This window comes from Margalitia sp. FSL K6-0131 (genome assembly GCF_038008735.1).
Taxonomy (GTDB): domain Bacteria; phylum Bacillota; class Bacilli; order Bacillales; family Bacillaceae_C; genus Margalitia; species Margalitia shackletonii.
Genome location: NZ_JBBOZS010000001.1, coordinates 2446704 through 2464269 on the forward strand (window position 1 = coordinate 2446704; position 17566 = coordinate 2464269).

Genomic DNA, 17566 nt, shown 5'->3' on the forward strand with positions numbered 1-17566 from the left:
AAAAGGGGCAGACTAAAAAGAAATTGATAGTTGACTTTTAGGTCTGCCCCAACTATTATGAGCATTTTAGTTGGAGGAATTTTATAAAGTTTTGTGGTGCCTCTTCATCAGATTAAAGCAGAATTCCCTACACTTTTATAAAATCCTTCATAATCAAATTATATGAACGCCTATTTGCCATATTGTTTATTTTTGTAGAGTATTTATGAAAAAAATGAATTATTCATTTTTTTCTTCTTATTTTTCTTGTGATTTTTTTATGATAATGACAGGTTCTTTTTTTTCGAAAAAGCATGAATGCGTATTTTTCCACATTTTTAAATTCATGCATTTGGATGTTTGTTCCTATTTTTTAATTTGTATTTTTATTTGATTACTGTTTTTAAAAAAATTTAATAAGGCAATAATGTAGGGCTTATTAGCAAATACATATAGAAAGAATAACAATAAAATAAATGAATCTAATTAATATATTTCCTTTTATGGTTGAAATAATTGTAGATTAAAAGGATGAAATTATTACAACTAATTGTTATAATCTGTTGATAGAAGAAATTTGTAGAATGGTGGTATTTAAAATGTCGAAGGTAACAGTTTATACAAAAAATGGATGTCCACAATGTGAAATGACTAAAGTCGTTTTAAATGGCGAAGGAATTGAGTATGACGTATTTAATGTAGAAGAAGATCAAGAAGCGTTTGATTATGTTGTAAATACACTTGAATTACGTCAAATGCCAGTCGTATTGGTGGAGGGACAAGAACCATTTACAGGATTCCAACCAGAAAAATTAAAAGCAATAGCGGTTAAATGTTAATAGTATATCTTTCATTAACCGGTAACGTTAGAAACTTTATTAAGAGGATTGATATGGATTCTTTGGAAATTAACTATACGAATCCTCTTATAGAGGTTACTGAAGACTTCGTAGTGATTGTCCCAACATATGATGATGATATTACTGAAATTATTAGTATTTTTATAGATTATAAAAACAATATGAATCATTTAATTGGTTTTGTTGGCAGTGGTAGCTTGAATTATAATGATAAGTTTTGCTTTAATGCAAAAGATTTATCAATGAAATATAACAAACCATTACTATTTACATTTGAAGCTAGCGGCACAGAAAGTGATGTATTGAAATTTAAAAAGGAAGTGAAGAAATTTGGAATCACCTGCACTAAGTAAGAAAGTAAAAGAGGATACTTATTTTACACTTAACAACCTTTTGAATTTACCAAAAGACGGAAAAATTCAGCTTGGAAAAGATAAAGAAGCGGTAAAGGCATACTTCTTAGAATATGTTAACCCTAATACGGTGTTTTTTCATACTTTAGATGAAAAGCTGGATTATTTAATTGAGAATGATTATATAAAAGAAGATTTTTTAAATAAATATGATCGGAAATTCGTTAAAAAATTATTCAAAGAAATCTATAGCAAGAAATTTCGTTTTCGCACATTTATGGGCGCCTATAAGTTCTATTCCCAATATGCAATGAAAACAGATGACGGTAATAGATTTTTAGAAAGATATGAAGATAGATTAGCTTTTAATGCACTTGCCTTAGCCGATGGGAATGAACAATTGGCTTTAGACCTAGCAGACGAATTAATTAATCAGCGCTATCAGCCAGCTACACCTACATTCTTGAATATTGGGAAAAAACGTGCAGGTGAAATGGTTTCTTGCTTCCTGTTAACAGTATCAGATGATATGAACTCCATTGGCAGGAGTATAAATTCAGCACTACAGCTTTCGAAGCTTGGTGGGGGAGTCGGAATTAGCTTAAGCAACATTCGCGCGAACAACGATCCTATCAAAGGTGTTTACGGACTTGCCGATGGTGTAGTGCCTGTTATGAAGCTATTTGAAGATGCATTCTCGTATGCAAATCAAGGCGGGGCAAGGGATGGAGCAGGAGTAGTTTATCTCAATATTTTTCATCCAGACGTAGTCGATTTCTTATCGGTTCGAAAAGAAAATGCTGATGAAAAAGTCCGTATTAAAACACTGTCGCTTGGCTTAGTTGTACCAGATAAATTCTATGAGTTAGTTAAAAAGAATGACTATATGTACTTATTTTCTCCACATGATGTAGAAAAAACGTATGGTAAACCATTTTCTTTTATTGACATCACGAAAGAATATGAAAACATGGTTGAAAATCCTAATATACGAAAATCAAAAATTAAAGCCAGGGATTTAGAGACGGAGATTAGTAATCTTCAGAATGAAAGCGGCTATCCTTATATTATTAACATTGATACTGCGAACCGCAGCAACCCAATTGATGGTAAAATCATTATGTCTAATCTTTGTACAGAGATATTTCAAGTACAAAGAGATTCAGTAATAAACAATGATCAAACTTACGAATTTTTAGGAAATGACGTAAGCTGTAATTTAGGTTCTACAAATGTCACGAACTTAATGGCTTCTCCTGACTTTGGAAAATCGGTAAGAACAATGCTGCGTGCCTTAACGTTTGTTACAAATAATTCTCAGATTGATGTTGTTCCTTCCGTTAGAAATGGGAATGATATGTACCATTCTGTTGGTCTAGGTGCAATGAATTTACATGGTTTCCTTGCAAAAAATAAAATTCATTACGGATCACCTGAGGCATTGGAATTTACGGATATCTATTTTATGCTATTAAACTATTGGACTTTGGTTGAAAGTAATAATATTGCAATGGAAACAGGCAAGACTTTTTATGATTTTGAGAAATCCAAATATGCGACAGGTGAATACTTCGATATGTACTTGAATGAACCTGATTTTGCATTTAAATTTGATAAAGTAAAAGAATTATTTAATGGAATTTTTATCCCGCATCACGAGGACTGGATTCGATTGAAAGAATCCGTAATGAAACACGGATTATATAACGCGTACAGACTTGCTACAGCACCTACCGGATCGATCTCATATGTTAATGAAGCCACAGCTTCAATCCACCCAATTACGCAACGTATCGAGGAACGTACAGAAGGGAAACGCGGAAAAGTTTATTATCCGGCACCATATTTATCAGATGAAACAATCTCTTATTATGAATCTGCATATGATATTGACCAACGAAAAATTATTGACACATATGCAACAGCTCAAAAACATGTGGATCAAGGGTTAAGTATGACATTATTTATGAGATCAGAATTGCCAAGCGGGATTTATGAATGGAAAGAAAATAGTGAATTTCCTACAAAGAAAACAACTCGTGATTTAAATATTTTAAGAAACTATGCGTGGAAAAAAGGGGTTAAGTCTGTATATTACATTAGAACATTCACAGATGACGGAAATGAAGTCGGAGCTAACTACTGTGAATCCTGTAGTATTTGAGGAGGATTTGAATGACCACAGATTGGGAATTTTACGATGCAATAAACTGGAATGCTATCGAAGATATGTTAGATAAAATAACTTATGAAAAGCTTACAGAACAATTTTGGTTATCTACACGTATGCCTGTATCAAAAGATAAATCGGATTGGACAAAGCTCCCAGATGTTGAAAAACGGTTGGTAGAAAAAGTTTTTGGCGGTTTAACCATGTTAGACACTCTTCAATCAGAAAATGGAATTGATGCATTAAGAAAAGATGCAAAAACCCAACATGAAATCGCCGTTTTGAATAACATTCAGTTTATGGAGTCAGAACATGCCAGAAGCTATTCTTCCATTTTTAGTACATTAAACACAAAGAGAGAGATTGAAGAAATATTTAGATGGGCAAGGGATAACGATCTTCTGCAAAATAAAGCACGCATGATCGATGAAGTGTACAAGAATGGAACTCCGCTGCAAAAGAAGGTGGCAAGTGTATTCTTAGAATCCTTCTTATTTTATTCCGGCTTTTATACACCGTTATATTATTTAGGAAAAGCGAAATTAATAAATGTAGCAGAAGTTATTAAACTTATAATACGTGACGAATCAGCGCACGGGGCATACATTGGCTATAAATTTAAAGTAGGATTTGACAAACTGTCCGATTCAGAAAAAGAAGAAATGAAATCATGGATATACACCTATTTATATAAACTTTATGAAAACGAAGTTAAATATACTGAAGCTCTATATGATGCAGTTGGTTGGACAGAAGATGTTAAAGTATTTCTTCGATATAATGCAAATAAAGCTTTAATGAATCTCGGCCTCTCGCCTTTATTTCCTGATACTGCTGATGACGTTAATCCTATAGTGATAAATGGTTTATCAACAGGTACAACGAATCACGACTTCTTTTCTACTGTAGGAAATGGTTATTTACTCTCTGTAGTTGAGGATATGAAAGATTCAGATTACGATTATTAATCATGTATAGGGGTTAGATAATATATCTAACCCCCGTCTTTTTTATCTAGTTCATATAAATGAAAAGAAGGAGCATACATCATGACATTACAAATTAAAATCAAATACTTTCATTCAGATTTACCAAAAATTAAGAAGATAGCTCAAGGGGATTGGATTGATTTACGTGCTGCACAAACAATTGAATTAAAAAAAGATGAATTTAAACTAATCCCTCTAGGAATTGCAATGGAGTTACCTGAAGGATATGAGGCACATATTGTTCCGCGTTCAAGTTCATTCAAAAACTTTGGGATTATTGAAACAAACTCTATGGGAGTTGTGGATGAATCATATAAAGGGGACAACGATCAATGGTTTTTTCCGGCATATGCCCTGAGAGATACGAAAATTGATTTCGGTGAACGTATATGTCAGTTTAGAATTTTCGAGAAAATGCCTGAAGTGGAATTAATAGAAGTTGACCACCTAGGTAATGAAAATCGTGGTGGGCATGGCTCAACAGGTGTGAAATAATAGGAATAACACTGAAAAATAATTTTCAATTGTTCGTCAAGTAGGTTGTAGAAGGAAACAATCTCTACAAATATAACATTAAGTTTATTTAAAAATACTGATTAAGAGAAATTAAGAAACCTCCCGCAAATTTAATAAAGTGTTTACTTGTCAGGTGCAAAAAGGTAAATAACAAACCTAAACATATAGCTAGTCTCATAAATTTCACAACACAATTCGTATAGTTGAAAAGGCCTAGAGATGCATATATCTCTAAGCCTTTTTTAAATTTTCTTTAATTCACTATAACACCCGTAGCGTACAAGTTCATTTGAAGCTGAAGCAAGTTTGATAAATAGGCGGAGAAATTTCCCTTAATGAGGAAATAGCACTGAAAACGGCTTAAATAGACGGAAAAATTCCGACTATTGACCCGAAAAACGTAGAAATAGGTAATTTTGCTTTGCATAATCGGAAAATTTCCGCTTATATCCCCCGAACCTAGCTCTATTCTACAGCTTAACCGGAAAATCTCCGCTTATTTTAAATATGACTTGTTCTAAATTAAGGATAAGACGACTTATGTTTCAAAAAATCAAATGAACCTCATTTAGAAGCGTTGCATTATTTGTAATCGTTTGGATTGACTTGCGTAGGTCCGTAAAATGAAGCGTCTGTATCTTGATAGTCCCACCATTCATTTTCATAACCCTCAAAGCCAGCTCTTGTCATAGCGTTGTGAAGAACTTGATAATGGTACTCCTGTAATGGGGTGCGAATAGCATTTCTTTTTGCGGCGTTACTGAAATCATCGAATTTACTTTGCATTTCTATTTCTTTTCCATCCATATCAGCCAGTGTCAAATCAAAGGTAACACCTTTTTCATGGCTATGGTTTGGATTAGGCGGTGCTACCCAAATCGGATCCGGATAAATCTCAAACATTTTCTTCTGAGCATAGGATGGCCGATAGGCATCCCAAATGATTATGCGAAATCCCTGTTTCTTCAGGATATTAGCCGCAATGCCTAATTTTTTTGCGGTTCCTACTCGAGCGACAGCTGTTGAAAAGTCATATATTTTCTGTTTGGTAAAGTTGTCCGCAGTAGCGTATTTAAGATCAACAATTATACTATCGTCAATTTTTGTTATATTGATAAATTTCTTATCGTCCTCGGATATTGTCACCATTACACCTTCTTCCATACTTATGTTTGAAAATTAGATAGAGTCCCCCTGCAATTTTTTTTGCATCTTAGCAATTTTTTTGTAGTGCTTTATTTTTCATACACTTCTCCCCCATTATCTCGCAATTTGAGATAATTTAAAAATAAAAAAATACTTTCTATATTATGTTAATAGTATCAATTTAAATAATTATTTGATGTATTTCAAAGATTTATTTTTAGCCAAACCATTATTCGCTATGTTGGAAAATGTAAAAAAATGAAAAAGTGGTTGCACTCCCCAGGATAAATTCGATATTATTTTCTTGTGATTACCAATTAAAAGGGAGATCGAGAAAAAATATGTTATTAAAAAAGAAAGGTAAACTACTAAAATTTGTTGGGGCTTTAGTGTTTGCAGCATCTGTAGCAAGTTTATCACCAATTGCATCATCAGCTGCTAAAGGTAATTGGGTAGGTTTATCAACTGCTAATTCCATTTCCATTATGTCCTCATCTAAACCAGATAAACACTGGGCAACTTACGACTATAAAGATATGAGTTCTTACCTTGCTAAACGAGTAGTAGCACATACGGATTGGAAAGGTATGTATCACTATTCTAGAGCTAGATTTGAAAGTTCATTGGTAGGTATCGAAGGAGATAGCGGTAGAGTTTGGGGTATGGATAAAACTGTTGCATACAGTGGTTTTGTTGATCCTGCGTTTACAGTAGCCCATACATACTGGGGAAATTAAAGGACTAATATAGATAGTAAGATGGTCCTGTGACCATCTTATATCTTACTTTATAATATATTATGAAACTAAAATACTTTAATTCATATCCTAAATATTTCATATCTCTTATTGTTATTAATTTTTTTTGTCTTTCTATATTCTGGCTACTAGCTTATATGGATAATATAAATATGATCAATAACGGATATATAAATAGCAATTCTATATCCTTTACACTTAAGAAATCTCATTCATCTTTTACAGTTAATAAGGATAAATACATTTTATTTCAGTTTAATACTTATTCCCCTTTTATTAAACACGTTCTAATTAGCGGCGACATACAACTTCCACCTATTAAATATGTGGATAAAGGAAAGACATTTTCAGAAGAAAGAAGTATTGCTGTTATCGGGAAGCAAGTGAAAAAAGATGCTATCCCATCAACAGTTAAAGTTATTGGATACTTTGATACACCAAATTCATATAAACTAAATTCTGATGTATGGATCTTATCTAAGAGTCGAATTATTAATACTGGAAATGGTACTTCTTTTATATTTTCCACTCCAAAGCAAAATGCAAAGTCTGTTTTAAATAAGATTATTAAAACAGAGTCAATAAATATACTAGATCGTGAGGATTATGGAACGTATGCTCTTAAGTCTAATCAAACTATCATTATTGCATTATATATAGTATTAATATTTTTAATCGCATTTTTTGTTTACATATGTACAAATTGGTTGTCACAGGATAAAAATTTAATCCGGATTTTATATCTATCGGGCAAACCTATCCTATCCATCTATTTTTTTATCTGGAAATGGAAGGTTCTTCCCTATAGTATCATCTCGTTCTTATTAATACTTATGGCTATTACTTTTGAAAAGTCTATAAGTAAATTTTGGTCTTACACATGGTTGACAGATACTGCATATATTTTTATTTTATTTCTCCTCTTTCTGAGTGTTTATTGTTTATTTATCGTAACCTTCTATACAGCAGGAAAAGGTGGTAAAAGGTTTTGAGAATTTTAGGAATCCTTTTTAAACAAAACAAAATTTTAAATTTATTGGCTATTCTAGTCTCTATTCTTTTCTTTACACTTATTTTTGTTTTTGTAGTTAATGTTAACCAGACCAATATTGAAATAAAAACCACTAAGAACTTTGAGGGGAAAAATATATATCAAGTATCTGATAGCTTAATTGGAGAGAAGGAAAAGACTTTTTTTCAAAACACGAAGGGATACGACCTGTTGAATGAATTTAACCATGAATTATCTCGTTCACATGAATTCACTTATTATACCGCTACATGGCAACCTATTGGTGTAGCAGGTTTTAAAGGGAATCATTCTTTTGACCCGAATTACCAAATTAGCGGTCAGTCTACTCCTACTTACGAATTAAATAATAAAACTTATTCATTCGTATTAGCTATTCAAGCTAACAAAGCAGTATTTGATATAAATAATCTACAAATAGATATGGGTAGACAATTTACTCAAGATGAATATAAGTATAAAGAGAATAGTTCACCTATTCCCGTTTTATTAGGTGGCCAGTATAGGGATTTATATCAAATCGGATCTAAGATAAATATTTTTCTATATAACAAAGAACTTAAAGGAAAAGTTATTGGCTTTTTAGAATCGCATCAAAAAATAATGACTGCTAATCAGCTAGAATTGATTTTAGATAATTATATGATTTTGCCTGCGATTACATTTAGTGAAAATCCATCAAATTATTTGATGCATAATCCCAAAGATGAATTATTTGTAAAAGCTTCTCTACTAGCTGGTACAGATAGTATATTATTAACTAAACAGTCACCTGTAAAAATCAGAAAAAAAACAGATCAAATTGCGGCGAAAACGGGGTTCCGTGATTTTCAACTAATCGGAGCTAGTAGTTTAGCAATAAATGCTTTAGTAAGTATGACAAAAACAAACATGTCTCTTATAGTTATTGCTATAACTTTATTGTTTTTTATTACATTAATAACTTTTCTATATACACTACATTTAAAAATGAAGAAAAATATAGATTCGTATCTTGTATTGTTAATCAGCGGTGCGAATATGTTGCATATTAAGAAATATGTTAGAGATGAATTTTTATTACTATCTTTAATAGGTACGATAATACCAATCATCCCGTTATTAATTTTAACCGGGTGGTCATTTTCTACCCTTCTAATTTATTTGTTCTTTAGTATAGGATGCATCCTAGTGATATCCCAATTGATTAAATACTATATAAATAAAGAATTCACAAATATTGATATTGTACAACATTTAAAGAGGTGATAATATGTCTCAAATTCAACTATGTAACATCTCAAAATCATTTCAAGGGTCATTTGTTTTTAAAAATGTTGATTTAAAAGGGGAAGCGGGACAAATTATTGCTATAAGAGGGAAAAGTGGGGTTGGAAAAAGTACTCTTCTTAATATTATTGCAGGCTTGGAACTTCCAACTTCCGGGAGTTATCAACTTGATGCTATCAATATGGGCGATAAAAATATTAATGAATTAGCTCGTATTAGAGGAGAAAAAATAGGTTATATATCTCAATTCTCACCAATGGTTCCTAACTTGACGGCATTCGAAAATATCTGTATCCCACTCCTGTTGATTAATCAAAACGATGATATAATAGATTCTAGAATGAAAAGAATAGAGGAATTAAGTAAACTATTCGAAATACAGGACCTATTACATAAAAAAGTAAACAAATTATCTGGAGGAGAAATTCAAAGAGTGGGAATTATTCGTTCTTTGGTAAACGAACCATCTATCATAGTTGCAGATGAACCGACTGGATCATTAGATGATGAAACAGCTTCCAATATTTTAGATTATTTTCATACATTGAAATTAGAAGGTATCATTATTATTTTAGCTACCCATAGTAAAATGGTTTCAGATCATAGTGACATAGTTTATAATTTAACAAAAGATGGTCTAATACTAGAGAAATAAAAACTGAACTTAGAACAGGAAGCTTCTAATAGAGAAAATTGTCTATTTCCTTAGCACACATTTTCGAGAGTTCACATTCTTATATTCTGTTATAATTACTACTCTTCAGGGATTTAATATGTATAATACTTGACTCCATATAGGGGTCTTTTTTTATTGGCTGAAATTATATACATTAGGATAATATAGAAGTAAATGAAAGCTGCTTGTATATATAAACCATACGGATTAGACACCCGTTCATCCTAATGCAAGCGGTGATTCATTTATTAAATATTAAGGAAGTGTATACGTTGAAAGAATACTTAACTAAAGATAGACATTCTGCAAAGTATAATTGGTTAGTTGAATCAAAATCGCCATACTTATTACAACATAAAACAAATCCGGTCAATTGGTTAGAGTGGTCACCTGAAGCATTCCAAAAGGCAAAACGGGAGGGTAAGCCTATCTTTGTGTCTATAGGTTATTCCTAGTTAAAAGAGGTAGACAAGATTTACTTGTCACTGGTGTCACGTCATGGAAAGAGAATCCTTCGAGGATCAGGAAGTGGCGGATTTACTAAATAAATATTTTGTTTCAATTAAAGTGGACAGGGAAGAGCGGCCGGATATTGATTCGATTTATATGACTGTATGTCAAATGTTGACTGGTCAAGGTGGTTGGCCATTAAATGTATTTTTGACACCAGATCAAAAACCTTTTTATGCCGGAACTTATTTTCCGAAAACAAGTCATTATGGGCGTCCTGGAATGATGGATGTGCTGCCGCAGCTGCATGAAAAATATCAGCAGGAACGAGAAAATATGGAGAATATAGCCGATAAGATCACAATGTCTTTAAAAGAACGTTCAACCGTTGAAGCTGGGGCGGAGATTTCAGAGAACGTTATACATAAGGCATATCAGGAAATTGTTCAAAATTTTGATGGGATCTATGGTGGATTTGGTCAGGCTCCTAAATTTCCAATGCCACATCAGCTTATGTTTTTGCTTCGGTATTTCCATTGGACGGGAACGGATATGGCCCTATCAATGGTTGAAAAAACATTAGAAGGCATGGAAAAGGGTGGAATATATGATCATATTGGTGGCGGATTTGCAAGATATTCTACGGATAATATGTGGTTGGTTCCCCATTTTGAAAAAATGCTCTATGATAATGCATTACTTTTATTTGTCCTTGCGGAAAGTTATCAAGCGACCCATAATGAAAACTGGAAACGCATTTCTTTTGAAGTTTTTGAATTTTTAAAGCGAGAGATGGCAAGTGCTGATGGAGGCTTTTATTCTGCAATTGATGCGGATAGTGAGGGGATTGAGGGGAAATATTATGTTTGGTCACGGACGGAAGTTTTGAATATCCTTGATTTTGATTTAGGGGAGCTTTTTTGTGAGGCGTATGATATAAGTGATGAAGGCAATTTTGAAGGATATAGCATTCCTAATCTGATTCAAACAAATCTGGAGAACGTTGCTAATAATAGAGGAATGTCCATGGAAGATGTTTTGCAGAAGCTGGATGAAGCAAAGGCTATTCTTTTAAAAGAACGCGAAAAACGAATTTATCCTCATCTTGATGATAAGATACTAACTTCCTGGAATGCATTAATGGTTGCAGCATTTGCGAAAGCAGGAATTGCATTTCAAGAACCCCAATTTCTCGATTATGCACGTAAAGGCATAACTTTTATCGAGGAGAAGCTTTGGAAAAATGATCAATTGTATGCCCGTTATCGTGATGGAGAGGTAAAATTCAACGCTTATTTAGATGATTATGCATTTATGCTATGGGCATATTTAGAAATGTATGAAGCGGAACATAAGCTTAATGATATACAACAAGCGATTAAAATCAAAAACAAGATGTTCAAGGAATTTTGGGATGATAAAAGTGGTGGTTTTTATTTCACCAGCACAGATGCGGAAACATTGATTTATAGAGAAAAACAAGGATTTGATGGTGCGCTTCCTTCTGGTAACAGTGTGGCAGCACTTCAATTGTGGAGATTGGCCAAGTTTACAGAGGATATGGACTTACAAGAAAAGGTAGATAAATTGCTGGCAAGCTTCGAACAGGATGCAAGTGTATATCCTCATGGGATGTTATATATGCTGCAGGCTGCTATGGCTAAGTATGCAGGTGGAAAAGAAGTAGTTGTTTCAGGAACTAATGATAATAACAGAAAAGAATTTGTGACTTTATATCAAAGTAATTATCACCCATTTGACATATTAATGATTGCAGATATGGAGAAATTAAATACAAAGGAATTACAAGTCTGGAAGGATAAATTAGACGAGAAGCATGATTTTGTATTGTATGTATGTGAGCAATACAGCTGTAAGAATCCAATATACAACGTCGAAGAAGCGAAAACATCCATGAACTTATAAAATCTCTCTTTAAGGAGAGATTTTTTTATTTTTTTATCATTAGGACCTACCATTAGGTAATATAATCCTATATAATTATTACAAACACGTAACGTTTTTTTCATTTTCAAGTCTAATAAATTGAGAGTTTCGTTGCTTAAGAAAGGGGTGGCGGAAAGGCAAAATAATAAGGTGTGAAAGGATTGAAATAGGTGAATCAGTCATCTGAGTACAACAAACATAAATTAATTGCGAAATTAATAAGTGGTACATTATTTGTTTTTTTAGTTATTTTATTATTCTACAATAGTAAAATAACGAAAAGCGACACTGCTTTTGCAAAAAAATTTACAACTGCCACTATATCAACTCCAAATCAAAATCTCCGAACTTATAACGATGTGTCGCAGAATTTATTTATCCATAATTATGTATTTAATGAAAAACTTCGAAATGAAAAGATAAAGCAAGAGGAATTTTTAAAAGAAATAATAGAGGAAAGTCCTATTAAAATAGCAATTAAACAATCTAAGAAAAATGAACCTGGAAAAATCATATATAAACAACCATCTAAGGGGAAGGGAGAAAAAAATACAAACCCGTTAGTTGATGTTCCAAAACAATTAAGGTTAAAGGAACCTAATTCGAAAAATCAAAAAGTGGTATATTTAACATTTGATGACGGACCAAGTGCATCCTCTGCACAAACACTTGCTTTGTTAAAGAAGTATCATGCAAAAGCAACATTCTTTATGCTTGAACCAAATATTAAAAGATATTCGAGTACAGTGAAACAAATGGTGAAGGATGGAAATTCCGTTGGCTCGCACGGTGTTACGCATGATATTCACAAGATTTATCGTTCCCCTGATTCTTTTGTAAAGGAAATGACGCAAACTTTAAAAACATTGAAAAGTATTACAGGGGAAAAAACTCAGCTTATACGTGTTCCATATGGATCAGTACCGTATATGAAACCGGCATTTCGTAAGGCAAGTGATTTAGAAGGCTTTATCATGTGGGATTGGGATATTGATTCAGATGATTGGGAATTGACTCATGGTGAATACATTCAAAAAATAAAGACACAAGTAGAAAACTCTTCCGGGAACAGGTCTTTGGTTGTTTTAATGCATGAAAAAACAACAACCGTTAATTATCTGGAACAAGTACTGAAATATTTTCAACAAAAAGGTTATAAAATGGAGGCTATTTCTTCAAATTTGAAGCCGGTGCAATTTAAATATCGGAAGAATTAAGTAGTAAGGAATAAAATCGTTCTTTATTTTATAAAAAAATAATAATAGGATAACCTAAAAATAAAGGTGAAGCTAACAGCTTCACCTTTATTTAATGATAGGAAAGTATAAAATTTTTCAACATCTAAATAATTTAACAAGTTTAATCATGTCTAGCGAAAGCAGATATCTGCTAGCGGATTTCTTATATCCAAACAATCTATTCTTATAATGGAGGAAAAAATGCCAATTGCAAAAATGCAAAATAAAAATTTATTTTTTGATGATTTTGGGAAAGGTACCCCGATCCTTTTTGTCCATCCTCCCGGAATGGGAAGAAAGACATTTGTTAAGCAAATTTCTTTATCTGACAAATTCAGGATTATCTTGCCAGATTTGAGCGGGCATGGTGATAGTCCAAGTGCGGAAGATAAAATTTCTGTTCAAACCTATATAGAAGAATTAGATACGATTAGAAAAGAATTAAACCTCGAACAGTTATTTCTTTTCGGTTACTCAGCCGGAGGTATTATTGTTCAAGAATATGCAATTCAATTCCCAAACTATGTGAAAGGTGTTATATTATCTGGTGGATACCCAAAAATCGACACAGATATACTTAAAACTGAACATTTGATTGGAATTTACTTAACAGAACATTTCCCTAAATTTTTAGCAAAAATATTATCCATCAGCCATTTCCAGGAGAAGAATTTACAGCAGGAAATGTATAGGCATATTTTAAAAGCAAATCAGCAAATTTGGGCGGCATTTTACAAAGAATCCTTGTATTTTGATTGTATGGATCGCATTGCTAAACTAAAAACTCCACTTATGCTCTTATATGGGACAAGATCTGATTATATTAATTACCATGTTCGGTTATATCCGCAGATTATTGATACGGACATTCACTTTCTGTCTGGGGCAGGACACCAATTACCAACAAGGAATTATCAAAAAGTAAATTCACTTATTCAGCAATTTGTTCAAAAAGTCGATTTGGTTAACAGGAATAATATTATGTAAATATGAGGAGTTTTTTTATTATTTAACTGGGAGGAGGGACTTCATAAGTTGAAAGATGATTTACGTTTTGCCATTGCAAAAAAGGAAGCTTGGATTGGAGTTGCATTGGCAATTATTCATTTTGTTTGGTGGTACGGTTTTGCTTACGGATTAGGCAAATCTAAGGTAGAAAAATATACATATATTTGGGGTTTACCGGCATGGTTTTTTTATAGCTGTATTTTTGGATTTATCGTGATTGTAATATTGGTAATTTTAACGGTAAAGTTTTTATTTAAAGAAGTTCCTTTTGAAGAAGAAGGGGAACAGTGATGAATATACAAGTAATTATCCCATTGATATTATTTCTTATTATCTTTTTTATCGTAGGTATGTTTGCTGTTAAATTCGTGAATAACTCGAATTCGTTTGTGCAGGAGTATTTTTTAGGAAACCGGCAATTCGGTGGGTTTATTTTAGCAATGACGATGGTAGCAACGTACGGAAGCGGAAGCAGCTTTATCGGTGGTCCAGGGGCAGCTTATCATTATGGGCTTGCTTGGGTACTCCTTGCGATGAGCCAAGTAGTTACTGGATATTTTGTATTAATGGTATTAGGGAAAAAATTTGCTATTATGGCAAGGAAGTATAATGCCATAACATTAATTGACTTTTTAAAAGCGCGTTATGATTCCCATTTTGTAAATATATTAGCCGCTATTGCCATTATAGTATTTTTGTTTTCGTCGATGATTGCCCAGTGGGTTGGCGGTGCAAGATTAATGGAATCAATATTAGGTGTATCTTATACAACTGCCTTATTTATCTTTGCAGTTTCTGTTCTTTTATACGTTATTATTGGTGGATTTCGTGCGGTCGCTTTCACAGATACGATACAAGGGATTGTCATGCTTTTGGGAACAATTATTCTTCTTGTTGCTACTATAAAGGCTGGTGGCGGACTTGAGAACATAATGGCTGATTTAAGAAAAGATAACCCTAATTTACTAAGTCCTTATGGATCTGATGGAAGCTTGACACCCTTATACATATCATCATTCTGGATTCTAGTTGGTATTGGAGTTGTAGGACTTCCACAAATTGCAATCAGAGCAATGTCTTACAAAAATGCAACAGCCATGCATAGAGCAATTATTATAGGTACTATTGTCATCGGTGTTATTATGTTTGGTATGCATTTTATCGGTGTGTTAGCCAGAGCGATTGTACCTGGTATTCAAAACGCAGATACGGTAATGCCTATTGTGACGATGAAGGTATTGCCTGCATGGGTTGCAGGAATTGTATTAGCGGCTCCGATGGCTGCAATAATGTCGACCGTTAATTCTGTATTAATTCTTGTTTCGTCCGCTATTGTAAAGGATATTTATATTGGCTATATCAATAAGAATCCGGAAGAGAAAAAAATAAAGAGTTTAAGCTTATGGGCGACAACTATTGTTGGTATTGCAGTTTTCTTTTTTGCCATTCATCCACCTAATTTATTGATATGGCTTAATTTATTTTCTTTTGGCGGGCTGGAGGCAGTATTTATTTGGCCGATTGTAATGGGGCTATATTGGAAAAATGGCAATAAATATGGCGCTATCTCCTCAATGGTAATGGGTATGGTTAGTTATATTTTATTTGATCGCTTTTATCCAAACCCGTTTGGCATGCATACAGTAGTCATTCCAATTGTACTGTCTTTCGCTACATATGTTATCGTTTCAGCATCAACCGTCCGAATAGCAAATGTAAAAAGAAGCAAATCATTTTGATTTGCTTCTTTTAGATTATAAATAAATAGTTTTTAACATATAGATTTTTTTGACTATGGTGACTGTCCCTGTGCAAGCATTGACCTAAATCGCTGTGTTTCTTTTGGTCTCGTCGAAGACAGAAATCCTAGAGTTGCAGTGCTTGCGCTTATCTTATATCGGTGAATGAGCAGGATTTTTTTCTTGCTCATTTTCTTTATTTGGTTTTATAGAGACAAAAGCCATGACAGCTGCAATAAGACAGCATACTGCTAATATTATAAACATAATCATTAAGTTATTCTTCATAAAATATGCCATCACAGGAGGACCTGCAGCAACTCCAATATAGCGCATGGAGCTATAAAAAGAAGTGATAGTACCACGTACATTTTTTTCGATGGATTGAGTAATGAGAGCATCCAGACATGGAAGTCCTGCACCAATTCCAATACCGCAAATTAGAAAGACCACGGTTAAATAAATAAATTGATCTGATATACTAACTGCAAGAACAGACGCGCCGGCAAGGACGAGCCCGATAAAAGTAATCCATTTCATGAGTACCATATTATCTTTAATTTTTTTGCCTGCAATAAAGGATGCAAGACAAAGGCAAGCCAATGGAATGGCAAGGATAAATCCTTTTTTTACCCCATGGAAGTTATATGTATCCTCAAGCACAGAGGATAGGTAGAATAGAACAGCAAATAGGACAAACATCAAGATCGCACCAATGACAAATACAGCAAATAACCAGCGGCTGTGCTGCTGAAAAACCTCTTTTGTATTTTTAATAAAAGTTTTAAAGTCGGGTCCTTTCTTATCATTTCTCGGTTTTTTTACCAAAAAGAAAATTGCAATGACAGATATTAGGCAGAAGATCGGGATAGAAACAAAAGGTAAAAACCAAATAAACCCAGCCAAAAACGAACCTAATATCGGACTTAATACCTTACCGAATGTATTGGATGTTTCGATGACTCCTAAGGTAGCACTTACATCTTTATCCCTACGGAACATGTCACCCACTAAGGGTAAGACAATAGGAGCAGCACCTGCTGCGCCTGCCCCTTGCAGAATTCTTCCAAATAAAATGACTGAATAAGGACTGCCCATTTTCCATGCAGCCCACGCAGAGATTACACCTCCAATACCTGCCAGTATTAAGGATGGAATGATGACTACTTTTCTTCCAAAACGATCCGAAAGATAGCCTGCAATTGGAATCAAAAAGATTGCAACAATAGAATAAACCGTTATGATTAAACTGGACTGTACTTTTGAAATGTCCAGCTTTTTTTCCATAACAGGCAGTATGGGTATTAACATAGAGTTCCCTAATGTCATGATGAGGGGAATGGATGCAATCGATACAATTGCCCATCGTTTATCGCGCATTTCATCTTGGTTTGCATCGTTTTTTAAAGTATTATTTACATGTTCCATCATTAAATTC

The 17566-nt window shown here is 33.3% G+C and carries 15 protein-coding genes and 1 pseudogene; 14 read left to right on the top strand and 2 right to left on the bottom strand.

The window, feature by feature from the left end; translation table 11 throughout:
* Positions 1 to 578: 578 nt before the first annotated feature.
* The 5 genes from NSQ59_RS11950 (at position 579) to NSQ59_RS11970 (ending at position 4846) form a co-directional block, all read left to right on the top strand.
* Positions 579 to 818 (top strand): glutaredoxin domain-containing protein, encoded by a 240-nt coding sequence (locus tag NSQ59_RS11950; RefSeq protein ID WP_055739548.1) that lies wholly within the window; start codon positions 579 to 581, stop codon positions 816 to 818.
* Positions 812 to 1192 (top strand): class Ib ribonucleoside-diphosphate reductase assembly flavoprotein NrdI, encoded by a 381-nt coding sequence (gene nrdI / locus NSQ59_RS11955; protein WP_055739549.1) that lies wholly within the window; start codon positions 812 to 814, stop codon positions 1190 to 1192. The genes NSQ59_RS11950 and nrdI overlap by 7 nt, the downstream gene beginning before the upstream one ends.
* The gene (gene nrdE / locus NSQ59_RS11960; protein WP_055739550.1) at positions 1170 to 3356 is read left to right on the top strand and encodes a class 1b ribonucleoside-diphosphate reductase subunit alpha; all 2187 of its coding nucleotides are present in this window, start codon (positions 1170 to 1172) and stop codon (positions 3354 to 3356) included. The genes nrdI and nrdE overlap by 23 nt, the downstream gene beginning before the upstream one ends.
* Before the next feature lie 11 nt (positions 3357 to 3367).
* On the top strand, positions 3368 to 4330 hold the full coding sequence (gene nrdF, locus NSQ59_RS11965; protein ID WP_055739551.1) for a class 1b ribonucleoside-diphosphate reductase subunit beta: 963 nt from the start codon (positions 3368 to 3370) through the stop codon (positions 4328 to 4330).
* Between the two features lie 81 nt (positions 4331 to 4411).
* Positions 4412 to 4846 (top strand): dUTP diphosphatase, encoded by a 435-nt coding sequence (locus NSQ59_RS11970; RefSeq protein WP_055739552.1) that lies wholly within the window; start codon positions 4412 to 4414, stop codon positions 4844 to 4846.
* A gap of 603 nt (positions 4847 to 5449) precedes the next feature.
* On the opposite strand, the gene NSQ59_RS11975 is transcribed toward NSQ59_RS11970, so the two are convergent.
* Positions 5450 to 6016, bottom strand: a complete 567-nt coding sequence (locus NSQ59_RS11975) for a M15 family metallopeptidase (RefSeq protein ID WP_340831389.1) — start codon at positions 6014 to 6016, stop codon at positions 5450 to 5452.
* 338 nt (positions 6017 to 6354) lie between these two features.
* Here NSQ59_RS11975 and NSQ59_RS11980 point away from each other — a divergent pair, with 338 nt between their 5' ends.
* The 9 genes and pseudogenes from NSQ59_RS11980 to panF all read left to right on the top strand — a co-directional run bounded on the left by NSQ59_RS11980 (position 6355) and on the right by panF (position 16128).
* Complete coding sequence (locus NSQ59_RS11980; RefSeq protein ID WP_340831391.1) at positions 6355 to 6750, top strand: hypothetical protein; 396 nt, start codon at positions 6355 to 6357, stop codon at positions 6748 to 6750.
* A gap of 173 nt (positions 6751 to 6923) precedes the next feature.
* Positions 6924 to 7763 (top strand): hypothetical protein, encoded by an 840-nt coding sequence (locus NSQ59_RS11985; RefSeq protein ID WP_055739554.1) that lies wholly within the window; start codon positions 6924 to 6926, stop codon positions 7761 to 7763.
* Positions 7760 to 9049: a hypothetical protein gene (locus NSQ59_RS11990; RefSeq protein WP_340831393.1), complete on the top strand. Its 1290-nt coding sequence runs from the start codon at positions 7760 to 7762 to the stop codon at positions 9047 to 9049. Before NSQ59_RS11985 ends, NSQ59_RS11990 begins: the two co-directional genes overlap by 4 nt.
* Positions 9050 to 9053: 4 nt before the next feature.
* Positions 9054 to 9725, top strand: a complete 672-nt coding sequence (locus tag NSQ59_RS11995; protein ID WP_340831395.1) for an ABC transporter ATP-binding protein — start codon at positions 9054 to 9056, stop codon at positions 9723 to 9725.
* Positions 9726 to 10009: 284 nt separating this feature from the next.
* A pseudogene (locus NSQ59_RS12000) lies at positions 10010 to 12122 on the top strand (thioredoxin domain-containing protein).
* A gap of 191 nt (positions 12123 to 12313) precedes the next feature.
* Positions 12314 to 13360 (top strand): polysaccharide deacetylase family protein, encoded by a 1047-nt coding sequence (locus NSQ59_RS12005; protein WP_340831397.1) that lies wholly within the window; start codon positions 12314 to 12316, stop codon positions 13358 to 13360.
* Between the two features lie 222 nt (positions 13361 to 13582).
* Entirely contained in the window at positions 13583 to 14368 is a 786-nt protein-coding gene (locus NSQ59_RS12010; RefSeq protein WP_055739560.1) for an alpha/beta fold hydrolase, read from the top strand.
* A gap of 48 nt (positions 14369 to 14416) precedes the next feature.
* Entirely contained in the window at positions 14417 to 14680 is a 264-nt protein-coding gene (locus tag NSQ59_RS12015; protein ID WP_340831401.1) for a YhdT family protein, read from the top strand.
* Entirely contained in the window at positions 14680 to 16128 is a 1449-nt protein-coding gene (gene panF, locus NSQ59_RS12020) for a sodium/pantothenate symporter (protein WP_126649820.1), read from the top strand. Before NSQ59_RS12015 ends, panF begins: the two co-directional genes overlap by 1 nt.
* Before the next feature lie 153 nt (positions 16129 to 16281).
* Here panF and NSQ59_RS12025 read toward each other — a convergent pair whose 3' ends face one another.
* The gene (locus NSQ59_RS12025; protein WP_055741213.1) at positions 16282 to 17556 is read right to left on the bottom strand and encodes an MFS transporter; all 1275 of its coding nucleotides are present in this window, start codon (positions 17554 to 17556) and stop codon (positions 16282 to 16284) included.
* Between the last annotated feature and the right edge of the window lie 10 nt (positions 17557 to 17566).